Below are 18,191 nucleotides of genomic sequence, written 5' to 3'. Positions count from 1 at the left end.
GCCCCTCTCCCGAGAGAACGGGGAGAGGGAGCGCGGCGTCACTTGTCCGGCGAGATCGGCATCTGGATGTCGCCGGTGATGTGCTTGATGGGACCGGCCGCCGACGGCATCACGTCGAAGTCGAAGATCTCGGTCGGCAGCCACAGCGTGGCGCAGGCATTGGGCACGTCGACCACGCCGGAGATGTGGCCCTGGCACGGCGCGGTGCCGAGGATCGAATAGGCCTGGGCGCCGGAATAGCCGAACTTCTTGAGATACTCGATCGCATTCAAGCAGGCCTGGCGATAGGCGATGTGGACGTCGAGATAGTGCTGCTTGCCGGCCTCGTCCACCGAGATACCTTCGAAGATCAGATAGTCCTTGTAGTTCGGCGTGATCGGCGACGGCTTGAAGATCGGATTCTTGATGCCGTACTTCGACATGCCGTCCTTGATCACTTCCACCTTCAGGTGGAGCCAGCCGGCCATCTCGATCGCACCGCAGAAGGTGATCTCGCCGTCGCCCTGGCTGAAGTGCAGGTCGCCCATCGATAGGCCCGCGCCGGGGACGTAGACCGGGAAGTAGATCTTCGAGCCGCGCGAGAGATCCTTGATGTCGCAATTGCCGCCATGCTCGCGCGGCGGCACGGTGCGCGCACCCTCGGCACCGATCTTGGCTTTGACGTCGCCCTTGGCGCGGCCGCCATGGGCGGTCGGCGCGAACGGCGGGTTGGCAAGGCCGGGCACGCGGGTTGGGTTGGTCGAGATCAGCTCGGCCTCGCGCTTGTTCCAGGTGTCCAGCATCTTCGGATCGGGCAGACAGCCGATCAGGCCGGGATGGATGAGACCGGCGAAATTGACGCCGGGCACGTGACGCGACGAGGTGTAGAGACCCTTGATGTCCCAGATCGACTTCTGCGCCAGCGGGAAATGGTCGGTGAGGAAGCCGCCGCCGTTCTGCTTGGAGAAGAAGCCGTTGAAGCCCCACAGGCTCTCCTTGAGCGGACCGACGTCGAGCAGGTCGACCACGAGAAGGTCGCCGGGCTCGGCGCCCTTGACGCCGATCGGGCCGGAGAGGAAGTGCACGATCGACAGGTCGATGTCGCGCACGTCGTCGGCGGAATCGTTGTTCTTGATGAAGCCGCCGGTCCAGTCATAGGTCTCGATGATGAAATCGTCGCCGGGATTGACCCAGGCCACGATCGGGATGTCGGGGTGCCAGCGGTTGTGCACCATGTCGTTTTCATAGGCCGACTTGGTGAGATCGACCTTGATCAGTGTCTCTGGCATCGAGATGCTCCCCTTTTACACGGTTGGTTAGACGGACAGATATTTCGAGACCTGCGCGGCATCGACGGCATCGCGCGGATCGTCGCGCACGATCTCGCCGTTCTCGATCACCAGCACGCGGTCGGCGATGTCGAGCGCGAAACTGAGGACCTGCTCGGACACGACGATCGACAGCCCCTTCTCGTCGCGGATGCGCTTCAGGGTGCGCGCCATCTCCTTGATGATGGAGGGCTGGATGCCTTCGGTCGGTTCGTCCAGCAGCAGCACCTTCGGCTTGGTGGCGAGCGCGCGCGCGATCGCCAATTGTTGTTGTTGTCCGCCGGAGAGATTGCCGCCGCGGCGGCCTTTCATCTCGAGCAGCACCGGGAACAATTCGTAGATGTCGTCAGGCACCTCGGAGCCGCCCGAGACGACGAGCCCGGTCTCGATGTTCTCCTTCACCGTCATGGTGGAGAAGATCATGCGGCCCTGCGGCACATAGGCGAGGCCCTTGGCGACGCGCTCAAAGCTCTTGAGGTTGCCGAGCTCGGCGCCGTCCATGTTCACCGAGCCGCTTTTGGCCGGCAGGATGCCCATCAGCGACTTCATCAGCGTGGTCTTGCCCATGCCGTTGCGGCCCATGATCGCGACGATCTCGTTCGCCGCGACCTTGACGTTGAGCCCGTGCAGCACCTCGCTCTGGCCGTAGGCGACGTGGAGATCGGAAATAGCCAGCATCAGCGTGCTCCTTAATGGCCCAGGTACACTTCGATGACCTTGGGATCGTTCTTCACCTTCTCCATGGTCCCTTCCGAAAGGATCTGGCCCTGGTGCAGCACGGTGACCTTGTGCGCGATGTCCTCGACGAACTTCATGTCGTGCTCGATCACCAGCACCGAACGGTTCTTGATGATGCGGTTGAGCAGCTCGGCGGTCTTGGCGCGTTCGGACACGCTCATGCCGGCGACGGGCTCGTCTAGCATCAGCAGATCGGGATCCTGGATCAGCAGCATGCCGATCTCGAGCCACTGCTTCTGGCCATGGCTAAGCTCGTCGGCATAGGTGTTGAGCTTGTCCTTGAGGAAGATCATCTCGGCGACTTCCTCGACCCGTTCCTTCACCGGCTGATCGCGCTGGAAGGTCAACGAGCCGAACACGGTGCGGCCGCGCGGAAACGAGATCTCGAGATTCTCGAACACGGTGAGATCCTCGAACACCGACGGCGTCTGGAACTTGCGACCGACGCCGGTTTGCACGATCTCGTTCTCCCTCATCTTCGTGAGCTCCTTGCCACGAAACTGAATCGAGCCCGAGGTCGCCTTGGTCTTGCCGCAGATCAAATCGAGCACCGTGGTCTTGCCGGCGCCGTTGGGACCGATAATGACGCGGATCTCGTTCTCCTCGACATAGAAGGAGAGGTCGTTGACCGCCTTGAACCCGTCGAACGAGACGGTGAGGCCGGAGACCGCGAGCAGGAAGTCCTTGGGCTGATGACCGATGAGCATGATCGCCTCCTCACTCTGCCGGTGCGCCGTCGGCGACGGAATTGTCGGTCCAGCCCGCCTTCGGCTTGCGCGAGGCGAACAGCCGGTCGATGCGGGGCTGCACGTAATCGGCCCAAAGCCCGGACAGGCCGTTGGGGAAAGCGAGCACGACCGCAATAAACAGCGCGCCGAGACCGAACAGCCAGAGTTGAGGGAAGGATTCCGACAGGCTGGTCTTGGCGAAGTTCACCAGGATGGCGCCCCAGACAGCGCCGAAGATCGACATCCGCCCGCCGACCGCGGTGTAGATCACCATCTCGATCGACGGCACGATGCCGACGAAGGACGGCGACATGAAACCGACATTGAGCGCGAACATGGCGCCACCGATCGCGGCGAAGATCGCGGCCATGCAGAAGGCGAAGATCTTGAAATTGGCGACGCTGTAGCCGGAGAAGCGGACGCGGTCCTCCTGCTCGCGCATCGCCACCAGGATGCGGCCGAGCTTGGTCAGGCGGATGAACTGCGCGATGCCGATGCAGGCGAACAGCAACACCACCTCGACGAAGTACAGGATGATCTTGGCGTGATCGGGCCGGATGTCCCAACCCTTCAGCGTGCGCAGGTCGGTCATGCCGTTGATGCCGCCGGTATAGCCCTGCTGTCCCACGATCAGGATGGTGAGGATGGCGGCGACGGCCTGGGTGATGATCGCGAAATAGGTGCCGCCGACGCGGCGCTTGAACATCGCGGTGCCGATGATCAGGGCGAACAGGCCGGGCACCAGGATGATGGCGAGGATGGTGAAGGTGAGGCTGTGAAACGGCTGCCAGAAGAACGGCAGCGCCGTGATCTGATTCCAGTCCATGAAATCGGGAATGCCGGGCGTCGACTGGATCTTGGTGTTCTCGACGCTTGAGGCCTCGAGCTTGAGGAACATCGCCATGCAATAGCCGCCGAGGCCGAAGAACACGCCCTGCCCCAGGCTCAAGATGCCGCCATAGCCCCAGCACAGCACGAGGCCAATCGCGACAAAGGCGTAGGTCAAATATTTCGCGACCAGGTTGAGGCGGAACACGTCCAGCGTCAGCGGCAGGATCACGAACAGCACGGCGGCGAGCGCAATGAAGCCCATCAGTTCGGATCGGTTGAAGAAGCGTGAGTTGATGATCATGACTTGCCTGCTTCTCGTTATTTGCGGACCTTGAGGGCGAACAGACCCTGCGGCCGCAGCATCAGGATGCCGACGACGGCGAGCAGCGTGAGCACCTTGGCCATCGAGCCCGACATGAAGAACTCGAGCGTCGATTGCGTCTGCGAGATCGAGAAGGCCGAGGCGATGGTGCCGAGCAGGCTGGCGGCGCCGCCGAACACGACGACGAGGAAGGTGTCGACGATGTAGAGCTGGCCCGACGTCGGCCCGGTCGAGCCGATCATGGTGAAGGCGCTGCCGGCGACACCGGCGATGCCGCAGCCGAGCCCGAAGGTGTAGCGGTCGACCTTCTCGGTGTTGATGCCGACCGCGCCGGCCATGATGCGGTTCTGCACGACCGCACGGACCTGACGGCCCCAGCGCGACATGTAGAGAACGTAGGCGACGGCAATGGTGATCAGCACGGTGAGGCACATCACGAAGACGCCGTTGATCGGCACCTCGATGCTGTCGGTGACGCGCAGCGAGCCCAGCATCCATTGCGGCAGCTCGACGCCGACCTCGCGCGCGCCGAACACTGAGCGATAGGCCTGCTGCAGCATCAGGCTGAGGCCCCAGGTCGCGAGCAGCGTATCGAGCGGGCGCTTGTAGAGGTGCCGTATCAGCCCCCATTCCACCAGCATGCCCAGCGCGCCCGATGCGAGGAAGGCCAGTATCATGGCAAGGAAGAAGTAGCCGCTGAAGAGGCTCGGCAAATAGGCCTGGAAGAGATTGGAAGTCATCCAGGTGACGTAGGCTCCGAGGATCATGAACTCGCCGTGGGCCATGTTGATGACGCCCATCTGGCCGAAGATGATCGCAAGGCCGAGTGCCATCAGGACGTAGACGGAGAACAGGATCAGTCCGGCAAACCCCTGCATGACGAAGATCGAGCCGAGGTCGCCAATCGAATAGTCGCCGAACATCCATGTCCTCCGTCGGGAAAGGGTCCCGCGTCGCGAGCAGGTTCGCGACGCGGGGGCTTGAGGCATGGACTTGCGATCCACGCCAGGGAGCGGTTTTGCCTTGGGGGAAAAGTGCGACGGGGGTCGCGACTTACTGGTAGCGCTCTTACTGGTAGCCCTTGGGGAACGGATCCGGCTCAATGAGATCGGCGGTCTCGTAGATCAGCTCGAACTGGCCATCGAGCTTGGCGCGCCCCACCCGGGTCTTCGACCAGAGGTGATGGTTCTCGTGGATGCGCACATAGCCTTCCGGCGCGCCCTTGAACTCGACGCCGGTCGAGGCCGTGGCGATCTTGTCGACGTCGAAAGAGCCGGCCTTCTCGACCGTCAGCTTCCACAGCCAGGGGCCGAGATAGGCAGCCTGGGTGACGTCTCCGATCACGGTCTTCTCGCCCCACATCTTCTTGAACGCCGAGACGAAAGCCTTGTTGTTCGCATTATCGAGCGACTGGAAGTACTTCATGCAGGCATAAGCGCCCGCGATGTTCTCGCCGCCGATACCGTCGATCTCGTCCTCGGTCACCGAGATCGTCAGCAGTGCCTGCTTGGAGAGATCGATGCCGGCCGCCTTGAGCTGCTTGTAGAAGGCGACGTTCGAACCGCCGACGACGTCGGTGAAGATCACGTCCGGCTTGGTCAGCTTGATCTTGTTGATGACCGAGTTGAACTGCGTCGAGCCGAGCGCATAATATTCCTCGCCGACGACCTTGCCCTTGAGCACGTTCTCGACATGCTTGCGCGCGATCTTGTTGGAGGTGCGTGGCCAGATGTAGTCCGAACCGATGAAGAAGAAGGACTTCGCGCCCTTCTCCTTGGCGATCCAGTTCAGGCCGGCGAGAATCTGCTGGGTCGCTTCCTGGCCGGTGTAGATGACGTTCTTGGACTGCTCGAGGCCTTCGTAGAAGGTCGGGTAGTAGAGCATGCCGTTATACTGCTCGACGACAGGAAGCACCGCCTTGCGCGAGGCCGAGGTCCAGCAGCCCATGATCGCCGCCACCTTGTCGTTGACGAGCAGCTTCTTCGCCTTTTCGGCGAAGGTCGGCCAGTCCGACGCGCCGTCCTCCTGGATGAACTTGATCTTGCGGCCGAGCACGCCGCCGGCCGCGTTGATCTGCTCGATAGCGAGCTTTTCGGCCTGGATCGAGCCGGTCTCGGAGATCGCCATGGTGCCGGTCGCCGAATGCAGGATGCCGACCGTGACCTCGGTGTCGGTGACGGCCAGACCCGTGGTGTTGACCGCCGAGGTCGCCGGCGCCTGCGCAAATGACCCGCGCGGCAGCATGGTGATGGCCGGCACTGCGGCCATTCCCATCAATAATTTGCGCCGCAGCGGCGACAACAGGCCCTTGTTTGCTTCGTCTGACATGAGCACCCCACTTTTGTTCGAGAACACGCGATTGGTGCCCGTGAGGATGGCTCGAATTTATGCAGCGCACGCATACGCAAGATCGCGTATACTGCACCGCAAAATGCCGACGTAGGCTTCTGGTACGGAATTTGCGAGGGGTCCGGGTCCGTATCGGGAGTGGGGTTAAGTGGCAGGGCGGCAGCGAATAGACCGCGTCAGGCGCCAGTACAATCAATGGGTCGCCAACCAGACGCTGGAAGATTACGCCCTGCGCTTCACCGCCAAGAGCGCGCGGCGCTGGTCCGCCGCCCGCGTCGCCAACACGGCACTGGGCGCGATCTCGTTCCTGGCGATGGAGGCGATCGGCGGGACCATCACGCTGAACTATGGCGTCACCAACGCGACTGCCGCCATCGTCGTGGTTTCCGTCATCATCTTCGGCTGCGGGGTGCCGATTGCGTATTATGCCGCCAAATGCGGCATCGACATCGACCTGCTGACGCGGGGGGCCGGCTTCGGTTACATCGGCTCGACCGTCACCTCGCTGATCTACGCGTCCTTCACCTTCATTTTCTTCGCGATCGAGGCCGTGATCCTCGCCTCCGCGCTCGAGATGTGCTTCGGGATTCCGCGGCCGGTCGGCTATCTCATCAGCGCCGTCGTCATCATCCCGCTGGTGGCCTACGGCATCACGCTGATCAGCCGCTTCCAATTGTGGACGCAGCCGCTGTGGGTGATCCTTCACATCATTCCGTTCGCCGCGATCGCCTGGCACAATCCGCGCTCCTTTGCGGAGTGGCACAAATTCTCCGGCGAGCACGGCGATCTCAACGGGCACTTCGATCTCCTGCTGTTCGGCGTTGCGGCCTCGGTCGTGTTCTCGCTGGTGGCGCAGATCGGCGAGCAGGTCGACTTCCTGCGGTTCCTGCCGCGCGACCGCCGCGCCTCCAGGGCCTCCTGGTGGATGGCGCTGATGAGCGCGGGGCCGGGCTGGATCGTGCTGGGCGCGCTGAAGCTGCTGGCGGGCTCGTTCCTCGCCTTCTTCGCGCTCAGCCACGGCGTGCCGCCCGAGGAGGCGGCCGAGCCGGCGCACATGTATCTCGAAGCCTTCCGCTACGTGCTGTCGCAGCCTGACCTCGCTTTGGCCTTGACCGGCACCTTCGTGATCCTGTCGCAGGTCAAGATCAACGTCACCAACGCCTATGCCGGCTCGATCGCCTGGTCGAACTTCTTCTCGCGCTTGACCCACAGCCATCCCGGGCGCGTGGTCTGGCTGGTCTTCAACGTCATCGTGGCCCTGCTGCTGATGGAGATCGGCGTCTACAAGGCGCTGGAGCAGACGCTGGCGCTCTATTCCAATGTCGCGATCGCCTGGGTCGGCGCGCTGGTCGCCGACCTCGTCATCAACAAGCCGCTCGGACTGCGGCCGCAGCAGATCGAGTTCAAGCGCGCGCATCTCTACGACGTTAATCCGGTCGGCGTGGGAGCGATGACGATCGCGACCATCGTCTCGATCAGCGCCTTCTACGGCCTGTTCGGGCCGACCGCGAAGGCGCTGTCGGCCTTCATCGCGCTCGCGGCGGCCTTCCTCACGGCGCCGTTGATCGCCTGGGCCACGGGCGGCAAATACTACATCGCGCGCAAGCCGAAGCGGAGCTGGCAGAACATCGAGGCGATCCAGTGCTGCATCTGTGAGCACTCGTTCGAGCCGGAGGACATGGCCTCCTGCCCCGCTTATGCGGGGCCGATCTGCTCGCTGTGCTGTTCGCTGGACGCGCGCTGCCACGATCTCTGCAAGCCGCACGCGAGATTCCAGGCGCAGGTGTCGGAAACGCTGGGCCGGCTGATGCCGCAGCCGATCTACGCCCGGATCAACTCGCAAGTCGGCCACTATATCGGTGTCTTCGTGGTCTCCGCCGGCCTGATCGCCCTGGTGCTGGGACTCATCTATCTACAGACGTCGGCGAACGTGCACGGCGACAACGAGCTCGTGTCCGACGTGCTGTGGAAGGTGTTCTTCTCGCTCAGCATTATCATCGGCGTGGTGGCGTGGCTGTTCGTGCTGGCGCAGCAGAGCCGCCGCGCCGCCGAGGCCGAGACGCGGCGGCAGACCGCGCTGCTGATCCAGGAGATCGACGCGCACAAGCGCACCGATGCCGAGCTCCAGCGTGCCAAGGAGGTCGCCGAATCCGCCAATCTCGCCAAGAGCCGCTATGTGGTCGGGCTGAGCCACGAGCTGCGCTCGCCGCTCAATGCGATCAGCGGCTATGCGCAACTGCTCGAGCAGGATACGAGCCTTGGTGCCAAGCCGCGTGACCAGGTCCGCGTCGTCCGCCGCAGCGCCGACCATCTCTCCGGGCTGATCGACGGCATCCTCGACATCTCCAAGATCGAGGCGGGGCGGCTGTATCTGTCGCGCGACGAGGTGCGCTTGAGCGAGTTCCTCGACCAGCTCGTCGGCATGTTCCGCCTCCAGGCCGCGGCCAAGGGCATCGACTTCGTGTTCAGGCGGCCGCCGACGCTGCCGCGCGTGGTCTATGCCGACGAGAAGCGGCTGCGTCAGGTGCTGATCAACCTGCTCTCGAACGCCATCAAGTTCACCCAGTCCGGCAGCGTGCAGTTCGTGGTGCACTATCGCAGCCCCGTCGCCGAGTTCGAGGTGATCGACACCGGCCCGGGCATTCAGGGTGGCGATCTCGAACGCATCTTCGCGCCTTTCGAGCGGGGTGCGCTCGGCGCCTCGCAGCCGCAGACCGGCACCGGCCTCGGGCTCACCATCAGCCGCCTGCTCGCCGGCGTGATGGGCGGGGACATCAAGGTCACGAGCACGGTCGGCACCGGCTCGACCTTCAGGGTCAAGATCCTGCTCTCGGAGGTCGCCAATCCCCAGCGCACCGCGCCGGTGGAGGCGCCGGTCTCAGGCTATCACGGCCCGCGCAAGACCATCCTCGTCACCGACGACGATCCCGTGCATCGCGACCTCCTGCGCGAGGTGCTAACGCCGCTCGGCTTCATCCTGCTCAGCGCGCCCGACGGCGCCGGCTGCCTCGCATTGGCGCAGCATTGCCGGCCCGATCTGTTCCTGCTCGACATCTCGATGCCCGCCATGGACGGCTGGGCGGTCGCCGAGGCCTTGCGCGCCAGCGGCCATCATCAGGCCCGCATCCTGATGGTGTCGGCAAGCGCGCTCGAGGCTCATGGCACGCCGCTGGCGCAGCCCTTCCACGACGGCTACCTGATGAAGCCGATCGACATCCCGCGGCTGCTGGCAACGATTCGCCAGCTTCTCAAGATCGAATGGCAATACGGCTCGCACGAGGTCGCGGTGCCGTTCTGGCATCCGGAGACCGGATCGAAGCCGCCGCTGCGGCACATCGAGGCGCTGATCGGGCTCGGCCAGATCGGCTACGTCAAGGGCATCCAGCTGAAGCTGGACGAGATCGGCAGCGAGCACCCCGAACATGCCGACTTCGTCGCGCAGATGCGGTCGCTGGTCGATCGGTTCGATCTCGACCAGTACATGGACACATTGAAGACGTTGCATGCTTATGAGCATTGAATCGAAGAAGCGCGACGTCGCGCTCGTCGTCGACGATTCCCCGGAGACGCTCCGGCTGCTCACCGACGCGCTCGACGGCGCCGGCATGACGGTGATGGTGGCGCTCGACGGCGCCGCGGCGATGCGCATCATCGACCAGATCACGCCCGACATCATCCTGCTCGACGCCGTGATGCCAGGGATCGACGGCTTCGAGACCTGCCGCCGGCTCAAGCGCGACGCGGGTCTCGCCAATGTGCCGGTCATCTTCATGACGGGTCTGGCCGAAACCGAGCACATCGTGCGTGGATTGGAAGCCGGCGGCGTCGACTACGTGACCAAGCCGATCGTGATCGAGGAAATGCTGGCGCGCATCCGGGTCCATCTCGGCAATGCCCGGCTGACCCAGAGCGCGCGCGCCGCGCTCGACGTCTCCGGCCGTTTCCTGTTCGCGGTCAATCGCCACGGCAGCGTGTTGTGGGCGACGCCGCAGGCCCAGAAGCTGCTATCCGACCATCACGGCGCGCAGGCCGACGAGTTCGTGCTGCCGCCGGCGCTGCTGCAATGGCTCGAGCAGGCGAAGGCCAAGAGCGGCTCCAAATCCCAGGCCGCGTCGCTGCCCGACAATCCGCAGCTCCGCTTCTACTACATGGGCGAGACCGCGCCGAACGAGTTCCTGCTGCGGCTGTCCAAGGAAGCCGGCACCGCGCTGCCGCCCGAATTCACCAGCGAGCTCGGCCTCACCACGCGCGAGGGCGAGGTGCTGGCCTGGCTCAGCAAAGGCAAGACCAACCGCGACATCGCGCAAATTCTGGGCCTCAGCCCGCGCACCGTCGACAAGCACCTGGAGCAGATCTACGCCAAACTCGGGGTGGAGAACCGGACCGCCGCGGCCGCGATCGCCGCGAATGCGACGCGGCGGAATTCTTGAGACTGCTGCAAATGAGTTGAGATGCCGCTAGTCCAGCTAACAGTGTCGTCCCGGACAAGCGCAGCGAAGCGGAGCGCCGATCCGGGACCCATAACCCCAGGGAGTAGTTTGGCGAAGACTCGGAGTGACCAGCTCGCTTCATAACCACTCCCTGTGGTTATGGGTCCCGGGCTCGCTTCGCGCCCCGGGACGACAGCGGAGTGTATGGCGGTCGCTAGCCGCCCCTTACATCGGCTTGCTTCAACTGTACACAAACGCCTTGTCGTCCAGGTTCGTCTTCGGGATCTCGTCCTTCTCGGTCCAGTAGTCCTGGCTGTGCTGCCATTCCGGCTTGTCGCCGCGCTTGGGCAGCAGGTTCATGTTGCGCATCATGTAGCCGGGGTTGAAGTTTTCCGGATCGATCCAGGGCAAGATCGGCATGTTGTGGTCCTCTGGGCGCAGCTTGACCTCGACCTTCTTTGCGCCCTTCGCCTTCATGTGCCCGAGCAGCCGGCAGACGAAATCGGCGACGAGATCGACGCGCAGCGTCCAGCTGGCGCGGAAATAGCCGAACACCCAGACCATGTTCGGCACGCCCGTGAACATCATGCCGCGATAGGTGACGGTGTCGCCGAAGGCGAGCGGCTTGCCGTCGATCTCGAAGGCGATATCGCCGAGCGCGGCAAGATTGAAGCCGGTCGCAGTGACGATGACATCGGCCTCGAGCAGCTTGCCGGACTTGAGCTGGATGCCGGTCTCAACGAAGCATTCGATCTCGTCGGTGACGACGGAGGCCTTGCCGCTGGCGATGCCCTTGAACAGATCGGCATCCGGCACGAAGGCGATGCGCTGCCGCCAGGGCCGGTATTTTGGCGTGAAGTGGGTCTCGACGTCGTAGTCGGGACCGAGCACGGCGCTGATCTGGCCGATCAGCTCCTTCTTCACCTGCTCGGGCTTGGACACGCAGAGCTTGGTGAAGGCATCCTGCTCGAACAGGATCTTCCGCCGCACGATCTCGTGGATCCAGGCTTCGTCGACCTGCAGCCGTCGTAGTTCCTCCGCGATCTCTATGGCGTTGCGGCCGAGGCGGAAGTAGGTCGGCGAGCGCTGCAGCATGGTGACATGGGCGCACTTGTCGGTGATGTTCGGCACCAGTGTTGCCGCGGTCGCGCCCGAGCCGATCACCACTACTTTCTTGTTCGTGAGGTCGATATCGTCGGGCCAGGTCTGGGGATGGACGATGCGGCCCTTGAAACGGTCCATGCCCTTCCATTCCGGCGTGTAGCCTTCGGAATGGCGATAATAGCCCTGGCACATCCAGAGAAAGTTCGCCGTGAAAGTTCTGGGCTCGCCGGTGTCGGTCGTCACGGCGTCGATGGTCCAGAGGTTCTGCTCGCTCGACCAGCTCGCGGAACTGATCTTGTGCTTGTAGCGGATGTGCCGCGCGATATCGTTGTCGTCGATCACCTCCTTCATATAGGAGAGGATCTCCTCGGCGGTCGCAATTGGCGGGCCGACCCAAGGCTTGAAGCTGTAGCCGAAGGTGTGGAGATCGCTGTCGGAGCGAATGCCGGGATAGCGATGCGTGCTCCAGGTGCCGCCGAATGTTTCCTGCGTCTCCAGGATGACGTAGCTCGTGCCCGGAAGCTGCTTCTGGATGTGATAGGCGCTACCGATGCCGGAGATGCCGGCGCCGACGATCAGCACGTCGAAATGTTCCGAAGCCTGTTTGGCCGTGGCGTGACTGCGAACAGCGACATTCATTGTTGCTTCTATGCCTTGCTTGTCTTTGTGGCCGTCCTTGATTGGACGGCGCGTTTCCTCCGCGACGGGCATGATCACCCGCCGCGCCTCCGCTTCAAAATGACATAGATCAAGTCGCGGTCAAATCACAGTGCCGCACCCCAGCTCCGCGCGGTCTGCAAGATCCAGTCGCGATAGAGTGTCAGCGGCGTCACGCCGGTCAAGCCGCCGCAACCGGCGGCGCCGTTCGGTCCTGTCGACCAGCTGATGAGGCCGACGAGCACGGGACCGTTCGACCTGTCCTCGAACACGGGGCCGCCGGAATCGCCGGTGCAGGCGCCAATTCCGCCGCGAACACCGTTGGTTACGGGATCGACCAGGCGAATCTGCAGCGTGCCGGGCTGTCCGGTTGCGACGAGGCCGGCAACGCGCGTGGTGCCACCGCTTTTGCCGTCACCGTGAACCGTGACGCCAATGCCGGCGATGACGAAGCGGCTGCCGACCTGAATTGGAATCGTGGGCATGCCGACCGTCACCGTGGATTTTCCCTTTGGTGGAGTTTCCAACTGCAGCAGCGCCACGTCGGCGGTGGCGCGATGCGCCTGCATCGCTTGCATGTTGAAGTTCGGATGGATCGCGACGGTGCGCACGTTCAGCAATTGCGGCTGGCCGTCGCCGCCGCGATCGACCACCTTGTAATCCGCGCCAGGCTGCACGCAATGGGCGACCGTCAACACCAGCCTCAGGGCGATCAGGCTGCCGGTGCAGAAATTGCCGCGCGATCCGACGATGGTGACGACGGCGCGGGCGACGCCATCTGCCTGCGGCGTGCCGCCGCCGACGATGGCGTGAGCGGGCGCAGTCAGCAGCAGCGCAACTGCGATGAAGGTGGCAAGCTTCTTCATGGGAACACGCATCGGCATCGGTGAAGGCGGGCGATTGCTTCGGACTGGCTCTTGCCGATAGCGCATGCTAGCCCTCTTGGAAAGCAATTGACGAGGGCAGGACATTGGCGATCGAGGCGGTGATCTTTGATTTCGGCGGCGTGCTGACGAGCTCGCCCTTCGAGGCGTTCACACGGTTCGAGACCGAGCGCGGCCTGCCCGCCGATATCATCCGGCGCACCAACGCCGCCAATCATTTGGAAAACGCCTGGGCCAAATTCGAGCGGGCCGAGGTCGACATCGAGACGTTCGACGCAATGTTCGCCGCCGAATCGCTCGCGCTCGGCGCGGAGGTGCGCGGCCGAGACGTGCTGCCGCTGCTGCAGGGCGATCTGCGCCCGGAGATGGTCGAGGCCCTCAAGCGCATCAAGGCGCAATTCAAGACCGGTTGCATCACCAACAATCTGCCGGCCAACGCGATCGGCAGCATGACGGGGCGCTCCCTCTACATCGCCGAAGTCATGGTGCTGTTCGATCACGTCATCGAATCCGCCAAGATCGGTCTGCGCAAGCCGGATCCACGCATCTACCAGATGATGGTCGAGACGCTGAAGGTCGACCCGAACAATTGCGTTTATCTCGACGATCTCGGCGTCAACCTGAAGCCGGCGCGCCAGATGGGCATGACCACGATCAAGGTCACGAGCGGCGCGCAGGCGATCGCGGAGCTGGAGACGGCGACGGGATTGAAGCTGGGGTAGTTCGACATACGCCGTCATTGCGAGCGCAGCGAAGCAATCCAGAGTCTTTCCGCGGAGGAGGTCTGGATTGCTTCGCTGCGCTCGCAATGACGGTTGTGGCGAGATATCGCCCAACCAAATCTACTTCGCCGCAGCAGCGATCCGTTCCGGAAATGCCGACGCCAGCGCGGCGCGATCCGGCTTCAGCATGCCGCGCTCGGTGATGAGACCGGTGACGAGCCGCGCCGGCGTCACGTCGAAGGCGTAGTTCGCGACCGGCGAGTTCTCGGGCACGATGCGTACCGTCTCCAGCCGGCCGTCCGCGGTGCGGCCGGTCATGTCGGTGACCTCCACGCCGCTGCGCTGCTCGATCGGAATGTCGCGGATGCCGTCATGAACGGCGAAATCGATGGTCGGCGACGGCAGCGCGACGTAGAACGGCACGCCATTGTCATGCGCCGCGAGCGCCTTCAGGTAAGTGCCGATCTTGTTGCAGACGTCGCCATTGGCGGCGACGCGGTCGGTGCCGACGATGGCGAGATCGACCATGCCGTGCTGCATCAGGTGCCCGCCGGTATTGTCCGGGATCACCGTGTGCGGCACGCCGTGATGGCCAAGCTCCCAGGCCGTGAGCGAGGCGCCCTGGTTGCGCGGACGGGTCTCGTCGACCCAGACATGGATCTTGATGCCGCGCTCATGCGCGAGATAGATCGGCGCCGTCGCCGTCCCCCAATCGACGGTGGCGAGCCAGCCGGCGTTGCAATGGGTCAGCACGTTGACCACCTCGCCCGGCTTCTTCGCCGCGGTCGCCTCGATCAGCTTCAGGCCGTTGTCGGCAATGCCGCGATTGATCTCGACGTCCTGCTCGGCGATCTCGTCGGCGCGCGCATAGGCCGCTTCCGCCCGTTCCACCGGATCGATCGGCGCGAGCGCCGCGCGCATCTCGTCCAGCGCCCATTTCAGATTGATCGCGGTCGGCCGCGCCACGACGAGGGTGTCATAAGCGCGTTGCAGCCCGGCGTCGGAGACATCCTCGCGCATCGCGAGCGCCATGCCGTAGGCGGCGGTGGCGCCGATCAGCGGCGCGCCGCGCACCAGCATGTCCCTGATAGCAACGGCCGCATCTTCACACGAGGTCAGCCGCGCAACGACGAATTCATGCGGCAGCCGGCGCTGATCGATCGCTCCGACCGACCAGCCGTCGCGCTCGCGCCAGATGCTGCGGAAATGCTTGCCGTCGACCTTCATGGCATTCTGCCTTTTCGTTTTTCTTGCGTCTCACGCTCGCAGGATGCGCCCGGCCACCGCATCGAGCTTCTTCAGGAGCTCGGGATCGCGCGCCTCCGGCGCCGTGATCAGCGCGGTGTCGAGCGCACGGTCCGAACCGATCGGGCACGGCTCGTGCTCACGCGGAAAATCCTTGGCCAGCCGCGCCACCAGCGCCTTCGCCTTGTCGGCGTTCGAATTCAGCACGCGGATGATGTCCTGCACAGTGACCGCATCGTGGTCGGGATGCCAGCAGTCGAAATCCGTCACCATCGCGACGGTGGCGTAACAGATCTCCGCCTCACGGGCGAGCTTGGCTTCGGGCATATTGGTCATGCCGATCACCGAGTAGCCCAGCGTCTTGTAGGTCATGCTTTCCGCGTAAGTGGAGAATTGCGGCCCTTCCATGCAGACATAAGTGCCGCCGCGCGCGATCGCGATGCCTTCCGCCTCCGCGGCGGCCGCCAGATGGATGCGCAGCCGCGGCGAGACCGGGTGCGCCATCGACACATGCGCGACGCAGCCGCGGCCGAAGAACGAGCTCTCGCGCTTGTGGGTGCGGTCGACGAACTGGTCGACGAGAACGAAGGTGCCCGGCGGCAGTTCCTCCCTGAAGGAACCGCAGGCCGAGAGCGAGATCAAATCGGTGACGCCGGCGCGCTTCAGCACGTCGATGTTGGCGCGATAATTGATGTCGGAGGGGGACAGCCGGTGCCCCTTGTCATGCCGCGGCAGGAACACGATCGGCAGGCCGGCGATGGAGCCACGCCTTAAAGGAGCCGACGGCTCGCCCCAGGGGCTCTCGATCACCTCTTCGCGCGCACCCTCTAAGCCGGGCAGGTCATAGATGCCCGAGCCGCCGATGATGCCCAATACCGCCTGCGTCATGCCTGCTCCACCCTGTCCGCCAAATGTGACATGGTTAAGCTATGCCAGTTTTGCGGCGGATTTGGAACGGGGGGAGATGCGCCCCTGTTAAGCCGCGGTCGCCGGCTGGAGCTGCATCGCGACCATCCGCTCCAGCGTCTCGACCGACTGAAAATTCTCCGGTGTGATCTCGGACTGCGGAATGGTGAAGTCGAATTCGGCCTCGACGCCGAGCATGAGATTGACCATGTCCATCGAGGTCAGGCCGATATCGACCAGCTTGGACGAAGGCGTAACGTCTGCGGCGAGCGAATTCTGCTCGAGGATGCCCTTCACCAGCTTGATGATGCGATTGCGCAAAACGGTATCGAAGGCCTGCATCGGCAAATTCCCATCTGTCTATCGAGGTCGGACCGAACTGCCGGCTACGATGGGTGCGGGCTGCCGGTCCTGCAATGGGCGACACCAATACTTCGCGTTTCTTAGTAAACGATGACTCAGATTGTCGGAAATCCAGCCTTCTTCCAGAGTCCTAACGCGATACCGGAAAATCCGGCGATGCGAACAACCGGACCTTAACTGTTCGTTCGGAATTGGGTTTTGTTTACCCTCTATTTCATCGACGAATTTGAATTAAATCCGTAGCCTCGTCTCACAAGCAAAGATGGCTGGAGGATCGCCTCAAGCGGCATCGCGAATGATGCCGGCGATCTCGAACGGCAAACCGGAGGCGGACGAGCATGAACGTGCGTGAAGCAGTCCTCACTGTCGACGAAATGCAGGCGAGCTTTCTCGAGCAGGGTCCCTCCCTGATCGAGCGCGCCGCCCGGACCGCCGCAGCGGCCGCGGCCGACGCCGACGAGGTCGATCGCGACGCCCGCTTCCCGCACCGGGCTTTCGACGTCGCGCGTGAGCAGAAACTGCTCGGCGTGATGATCCCGGTCGAGTTCGGCGGTTTCGGCGCTTCGATCCATGACGTCACCGACATCTGCTACACGCTCGGACGCGCCTGCGCGTCCACGGCGATGATCTACGCGATGCACCAGACCAAGGTCGCCTGCGTCATCAGGCACGGCCATGGCATCCCCTGGATGGAGACCATGATGCGCCGGGTCGCCCGCGACCAGTGGCTGCTCGCCTCTTCCACCACCGAAGGCCAGAACGGCGGCAACATCCGCGCCAGCGCGGCTGCGGTCGACCATGCCGGCGATACCGTCTCGCTGGTGCGCGACGCCACCGTGATCTCCTACGGCGCCGAAGCCGATGGCCTCGTCACCATCGCCCGCCGCGCCACCGAAGCCGCCGCCTCCGACCAGGTGCTGCTGGCGCTCGCCAAGGACGATTATTCGCTGAAGCGGACGCTGGGCTGGGAAACGCTCGGCATGCGCGGCACCTGCTCGACGGGGTTCGAGCTGAAGGTCGACTGCCCCGCCGACCGCGTCTTCCCGGAATCCTATGACAAGATCCACGCCCAGACCATGACGCCGTTCGCGCATCTGTGCTGGTCGTCGGCCTGGGCCGGCATCGCCGCTGCGGCGGTGACGCGCGCGCAGGCCTTCATCCGCAAGGCGGCTCGCGCGTCTGGCGGACAGATGCCCCCGGCCGCGGCGCACTTCACCGCCGCCAAGATGTCGCTGGCCAAGCTGCGCGCGCTGATATCAGCCAATATCGACGCTTTCGCCCGCGTCGAGCACGACGAGCGTGCTCTGAGCTCGCTCGACTTCCAGTCCTCGATCACGCTCTTGAAGGTGCAGGCCTCCGAGCTCGCGGTCGAGACCGTGATGCACGCGATGCGCACCGCGGGACTTGCCGGCTATCGCAACGACGGCGAGTTCACCATGGGCCGCCACCTCCGCGACGTGCTGTCGTCGCCGATCATGATCAACAACGACCGGATCCTGGCCAATGCCGCGACATCGACATTGATGAGCGGGGTGCCGGCGAGCCTTCGCGACTGACGTACCTCCGCGACCGCTTCAACAAGAAAATTTTGAGATAGCAGGACAT

At 63.8% G+C, this 18,191-nt stretch carries 15 protein-coding genes; 4 read left to right on the top strand and 11 right to left on the bottom strand.

Annotated features, from left to right (window positions below):
- Nucleotides 1-38: 38 nt before the first annotated feature.
- The 6 genes from fmdA to urtA all read right to left on the bottom strand — a co-directional run bounded on the left by fmdA (nucleotide 39) and on the right by urtA (nucleotide 6,254).
- A complete protein-coding gene (gene fmdA, locus ACM43_RS17960) occupies nucleotides 39-1,268 on the bottom strand; it encodes a formamidase (RefSeq protein WP_028133835.1) in 1,230 nt (409 codons plus the stop codon).
- Between the two features lie 27 nt (nucleotides 1,269-1,295).
- Complete coding sequence (urtE, locus tag ACM43_RS17955; RefSeq protein WP_036002119.1) at nucleotides 1,296-1,985, bottom strand: urea ABC transporter ATP-binding subunit UrtE; 690 nt, start codon at nucleotides 1,983-1,985, stop codon at nucleotides 1,296-1,298.
- A gap of 11 nt (nucleotides 1,986-1,996) precedes the next feature.
- On the bottom strand, nucleotides 1,997-2,752 hold the full coding sequence (gene urtD, locus ACM43_RS17950) for an urea ABC transporter ATP-binding protein UrtD (protein ID WP_271541778.1): 756 nt from the start codon (nucleotides 2,750-2,752) through the stop codon (nucleotides 1,997-1,999).
- 10 nt (nucleotides 2,753-2,762) lie between these two features.
- Nucleotides 2,763-3,905, bottom strand: a complete 1,143-nt coding sequence (gene urtC, locus ACM43_RS17945) for an urea ABC transporter permease subunit UrtC (protein ID WP_271541776.1) — start codon at nucleotides 3,903-3,905, stop codon at nucleotides 2,763-2,765.
- A 17-nt stretch (nucleotides 3,906-3,922) separates the two neighbouring features.
- Nucleotides 3,923-4,849 carry an urea ABC transporter permease subunit UrtB gene (gene urtB / locus ACM43_RS17940; RefSeq protein ID WP_036002129.1) on the bottom strand — a complete coding sequence of 309 codons (927 nt, stop codon included), beginning with the start codon at nucleotides 4,847-4,849 and terminating at the stop codon, nucleotides 3,923-3,925.
- Between the two features lie 145 nt (nucleotides 4,850-4,994).
- Complete coding sequence (gene urtA / locus ACM43_RS17935; protein ID WP_271541772.1) at nucleotides 4,995-6,254, bottom strand: urea ABC transporter substrate-binding protein; 1,260 nt, start codon at nucleotides 6,252-6,254, stop codon at nucleotides 4,995-4,997.
- 169 nt (nucleotides 6,255-6,423) lie between these two features.
- On the opposite strand from urtA, the gene ACM43_RS17930 reads away from it, so the two are divergent.
- Together ACM43_RS17930 and ACM43_RS17925 are read left to right on the top strand one after the other, a co-directional pair.
- Complete coding sequence (locus ACM43_RS17930) at nucleotides 6,424-9,795, top strand: hybrid sensor histidine kinase/response regulator (RefSeq protein ID WP_271541770.1); 3,372 nt, start codon at nucleotides 6,424-6,426, stop codon at nucleotides 9,793-9,795.
- The gene (locus ACM43_RS17925; RefSeq protein ID WP_442869316.1) at nucleotides 9,779-10,705 is read left to right on the top strand and encodes a response regulator; all 927 of its coding nucleotides are present in this window, start codon (nucleotides 9,779-9,781) and stop codon (nucleotides 10,703-10,705) included. Before ACM43_RS17930 ends, ACM43_RS17925 begins: the two co-directional genes overlap by 17 nt.
- Before the next feature lie 240 nt (nucleotides 10,706-10,945).
- Here ACM43_RS17925 and ACM43_RS17920 read toward each other — a convergent pair whose 3' ends face one another.
- On the bottom strand, nucleotides 10,946-12,448 hold the full coding sequence (locus ACM43_RS17920) for a flavin-containing monooxygenase (protein ID WP_271541768.1): 1,503 nt from the start codon (nucleotides 12,446-12,448) through the stop codon (nucleotides 10,946-10,948).
- Nucleotides 12,449-12,573: 125 nt separating this feature from the next.
- Entirely contained in the window at nucleotides 12,574-13,332 is a 759-nt protein-coding gene (locus tag ACM43_RS17915) for a S1 family peptidase (protein ID WP_271541766.1), read from the bottom strand.
- Nucleotides 13,333-13,436: 104 nt separating this feature from the next.
- On the opposite strand from ACM43_RS17915, the gene ACM43_RS17910 reads away from it, so the two are divergent.
- Complete coding sequence (locus tag ACM43_RS17910) at nucleotides 13,437-14,072, top strand: HAD-IA family hydrolase (RefSeq protein ID WP_271541764.1); 636 nt, start codon at nucleotides 13,437-13,439, stop codon at nucleotides 14,070-14,072.
- 120 nt (nucleotides 14,073-14,192) lie between these two features.
- On the opposite strand, the gene mtnA is transcribed toward ACM43_RS17910, so the two are convergent.
- The 3 genes from mtnA to ACM43_RS17895 all read right to left on the bottom strand — a co-directional run bounded on the left by mtnA (nucleotide 14,193) and on the right by ACM43_RS17895 (nucleotide 16,565).
- Nucleotides 14,193-15,299 (bottom strand): S-methyl-5-thioribose-1-phosphate isomerase, encoded by a 1,107-nt coding sequence (gene mtnA, locus ACM43_RS17905; protein ID WP_271541762.1) that lies wholly within the window; start codon nucleotides 15,297-15,299, stop codon nucleotides 14,193-14,195.
- 30 nt (nucleotides 15,300-15,329) lie between these two features.
- A complete protein-coding gene (locus tag ACM43_RS17900) occupies nucleotides 15,330-16,205 on the bottom strand; it encodes an S-methyl-5'-thioadenosine phosphorylase (RefSeq protein ID WP_057025947.1) in 876 nt (291 codons plus the stop codon).
- Nucleotides 16,206-16,292: 87 nt separating this feature from the next.
- Nucleotides 16,293-16,565: a phosphopantetheine-binding protein gene (locus tag ACM43_RS17895; RefSeq protein ID WP_271541759.1), complete on the bottom strand. Its 273-nt coding sequence runs from the start codon at nucleotides 16,563-16,565 to the stop codon at nucleotides 16,293-16,295.
- Between the two features lie 359 nt (nucleotides 16,566-16,924).
- Between ACM43_RS17895 and ACM43_RS17890 the strand changes: the two genes are divergently transcribed.
- Nucleotides 16,925-18,142: an acyl-CoA dehydrogenase family protein gene (locus tag ACM43_RS17890; protein WP_157285369.1), complete on the top strand. Its 1,218-nt coding sequence runs from the start codon at nucleotides 16,925-16,927 to the stop codon at nucleotides 18,140-18,142.
- The last annotated feature ends 49 nt before the right edge of the window (nucleotides 18,143-18,191 follow it).

It is taken from the genome of Bradyrhizobium sp. CCBAU 45321 (assembly GCF_028128975.1).
Taxonomy (GTDB): domain Bacteria; phylum Pseudomonadota; class Alphaproteobacteria; order Rhizobiales; family Xanthobacteraceae; genus Bradyrhizobium; species Bradyrhizobium yuanmingense.
Note: the sequence above shows the minus strand (reverse complement) of the source record. Positions and strands in the feature narration are given on the sequence as shown.

Coding starts and splice junctions, on each gene's coding strand:
- urtA (WP_271541772.1), bottom strand. CDS start 6,254: ATGTCAGACGAAGCAAACAAGGGCCTGTTGTCGCCGCTGCGGCGCAAA.
- ACM43_RS17890 (WP_157285369.1), top strand. CDS start 16,925: ATGAACGTGCGTGAAGCAGTCCTCACTGTCGACGAAATGCAGGCGAGC.
- ACM43_RS17925 (WP_442869316.1), top strand. CDS start 9,779: ATGCTTATGAGCATTGAATCGAAGAAGCGCGACGTCGCGCTCGTCGTC.
- fmdA (WP_028133835.1), bottom strand. CDS start 1,268: ATGCCAGAGACACTGATCAAGGTCGATCTCACCAAGTCGGCCTATGAA.
- urtB (WP_036002129.1), bottom strand. CDS start 4,849: ATGTTCGGCGACTATTCGATTGGCGACCTCGGCTCGATCTTCGTCATG.
- urtE (WP_036002119.1), bottom strand. CDS start 1,985: ATGCTGGCTATTTCCGATCTCCACGTCGCCTACGGCCAGAGCGAGGTG.
- ACM43_RS17895 (WP_271541759.1), bottom strand. CDS start 16,565: ATGCAGGCCTTCGATACCGTTTTGCGCAATCGCATCATCAAGCTGGTG.
- mtnA (WP_271541762.1), bottom strand. CDS start 15,299: ATGAAGGTCGACGGCAAGCATTTCCGCAGCATCTGGCGCGAGCGCGAC.
- urtC (WP_271541776.1), bottom strand. CDS start 3,905: ATGATCATCAACTCACGCTTCTTCAACCGATCCGAACTGATGGGCTTC.
- ACM43_RS17915 (WP_271541766.1), bottom strand. CDS start 13,332: ATGAAGAAGCTTGCCACCTTCATCGCAGTTGCGCTGCTGCTGACTGCG.
- ACM43_RS17900 (WP_057025947.1), bottom strand. CDS start 16,205: ATGACGCAGGCGGTATTGGGCATCATCGGCGGCTCGGGCATCTATGAC.
- ACM43_RS17920 (WP_271541768.1), bottom strand. CDS start 12,448: ATGAATGTCGCTGTTCGCAGTCACGCCACGGCCAAACAGGCTTCGGAA.
- urtD (WP_271541778.1), bottom strand. CDS start 2,752: ATGCTCATCGGTCATCAGCCCAAGGACTTCCTGCTCGCGGTCTCCGGC.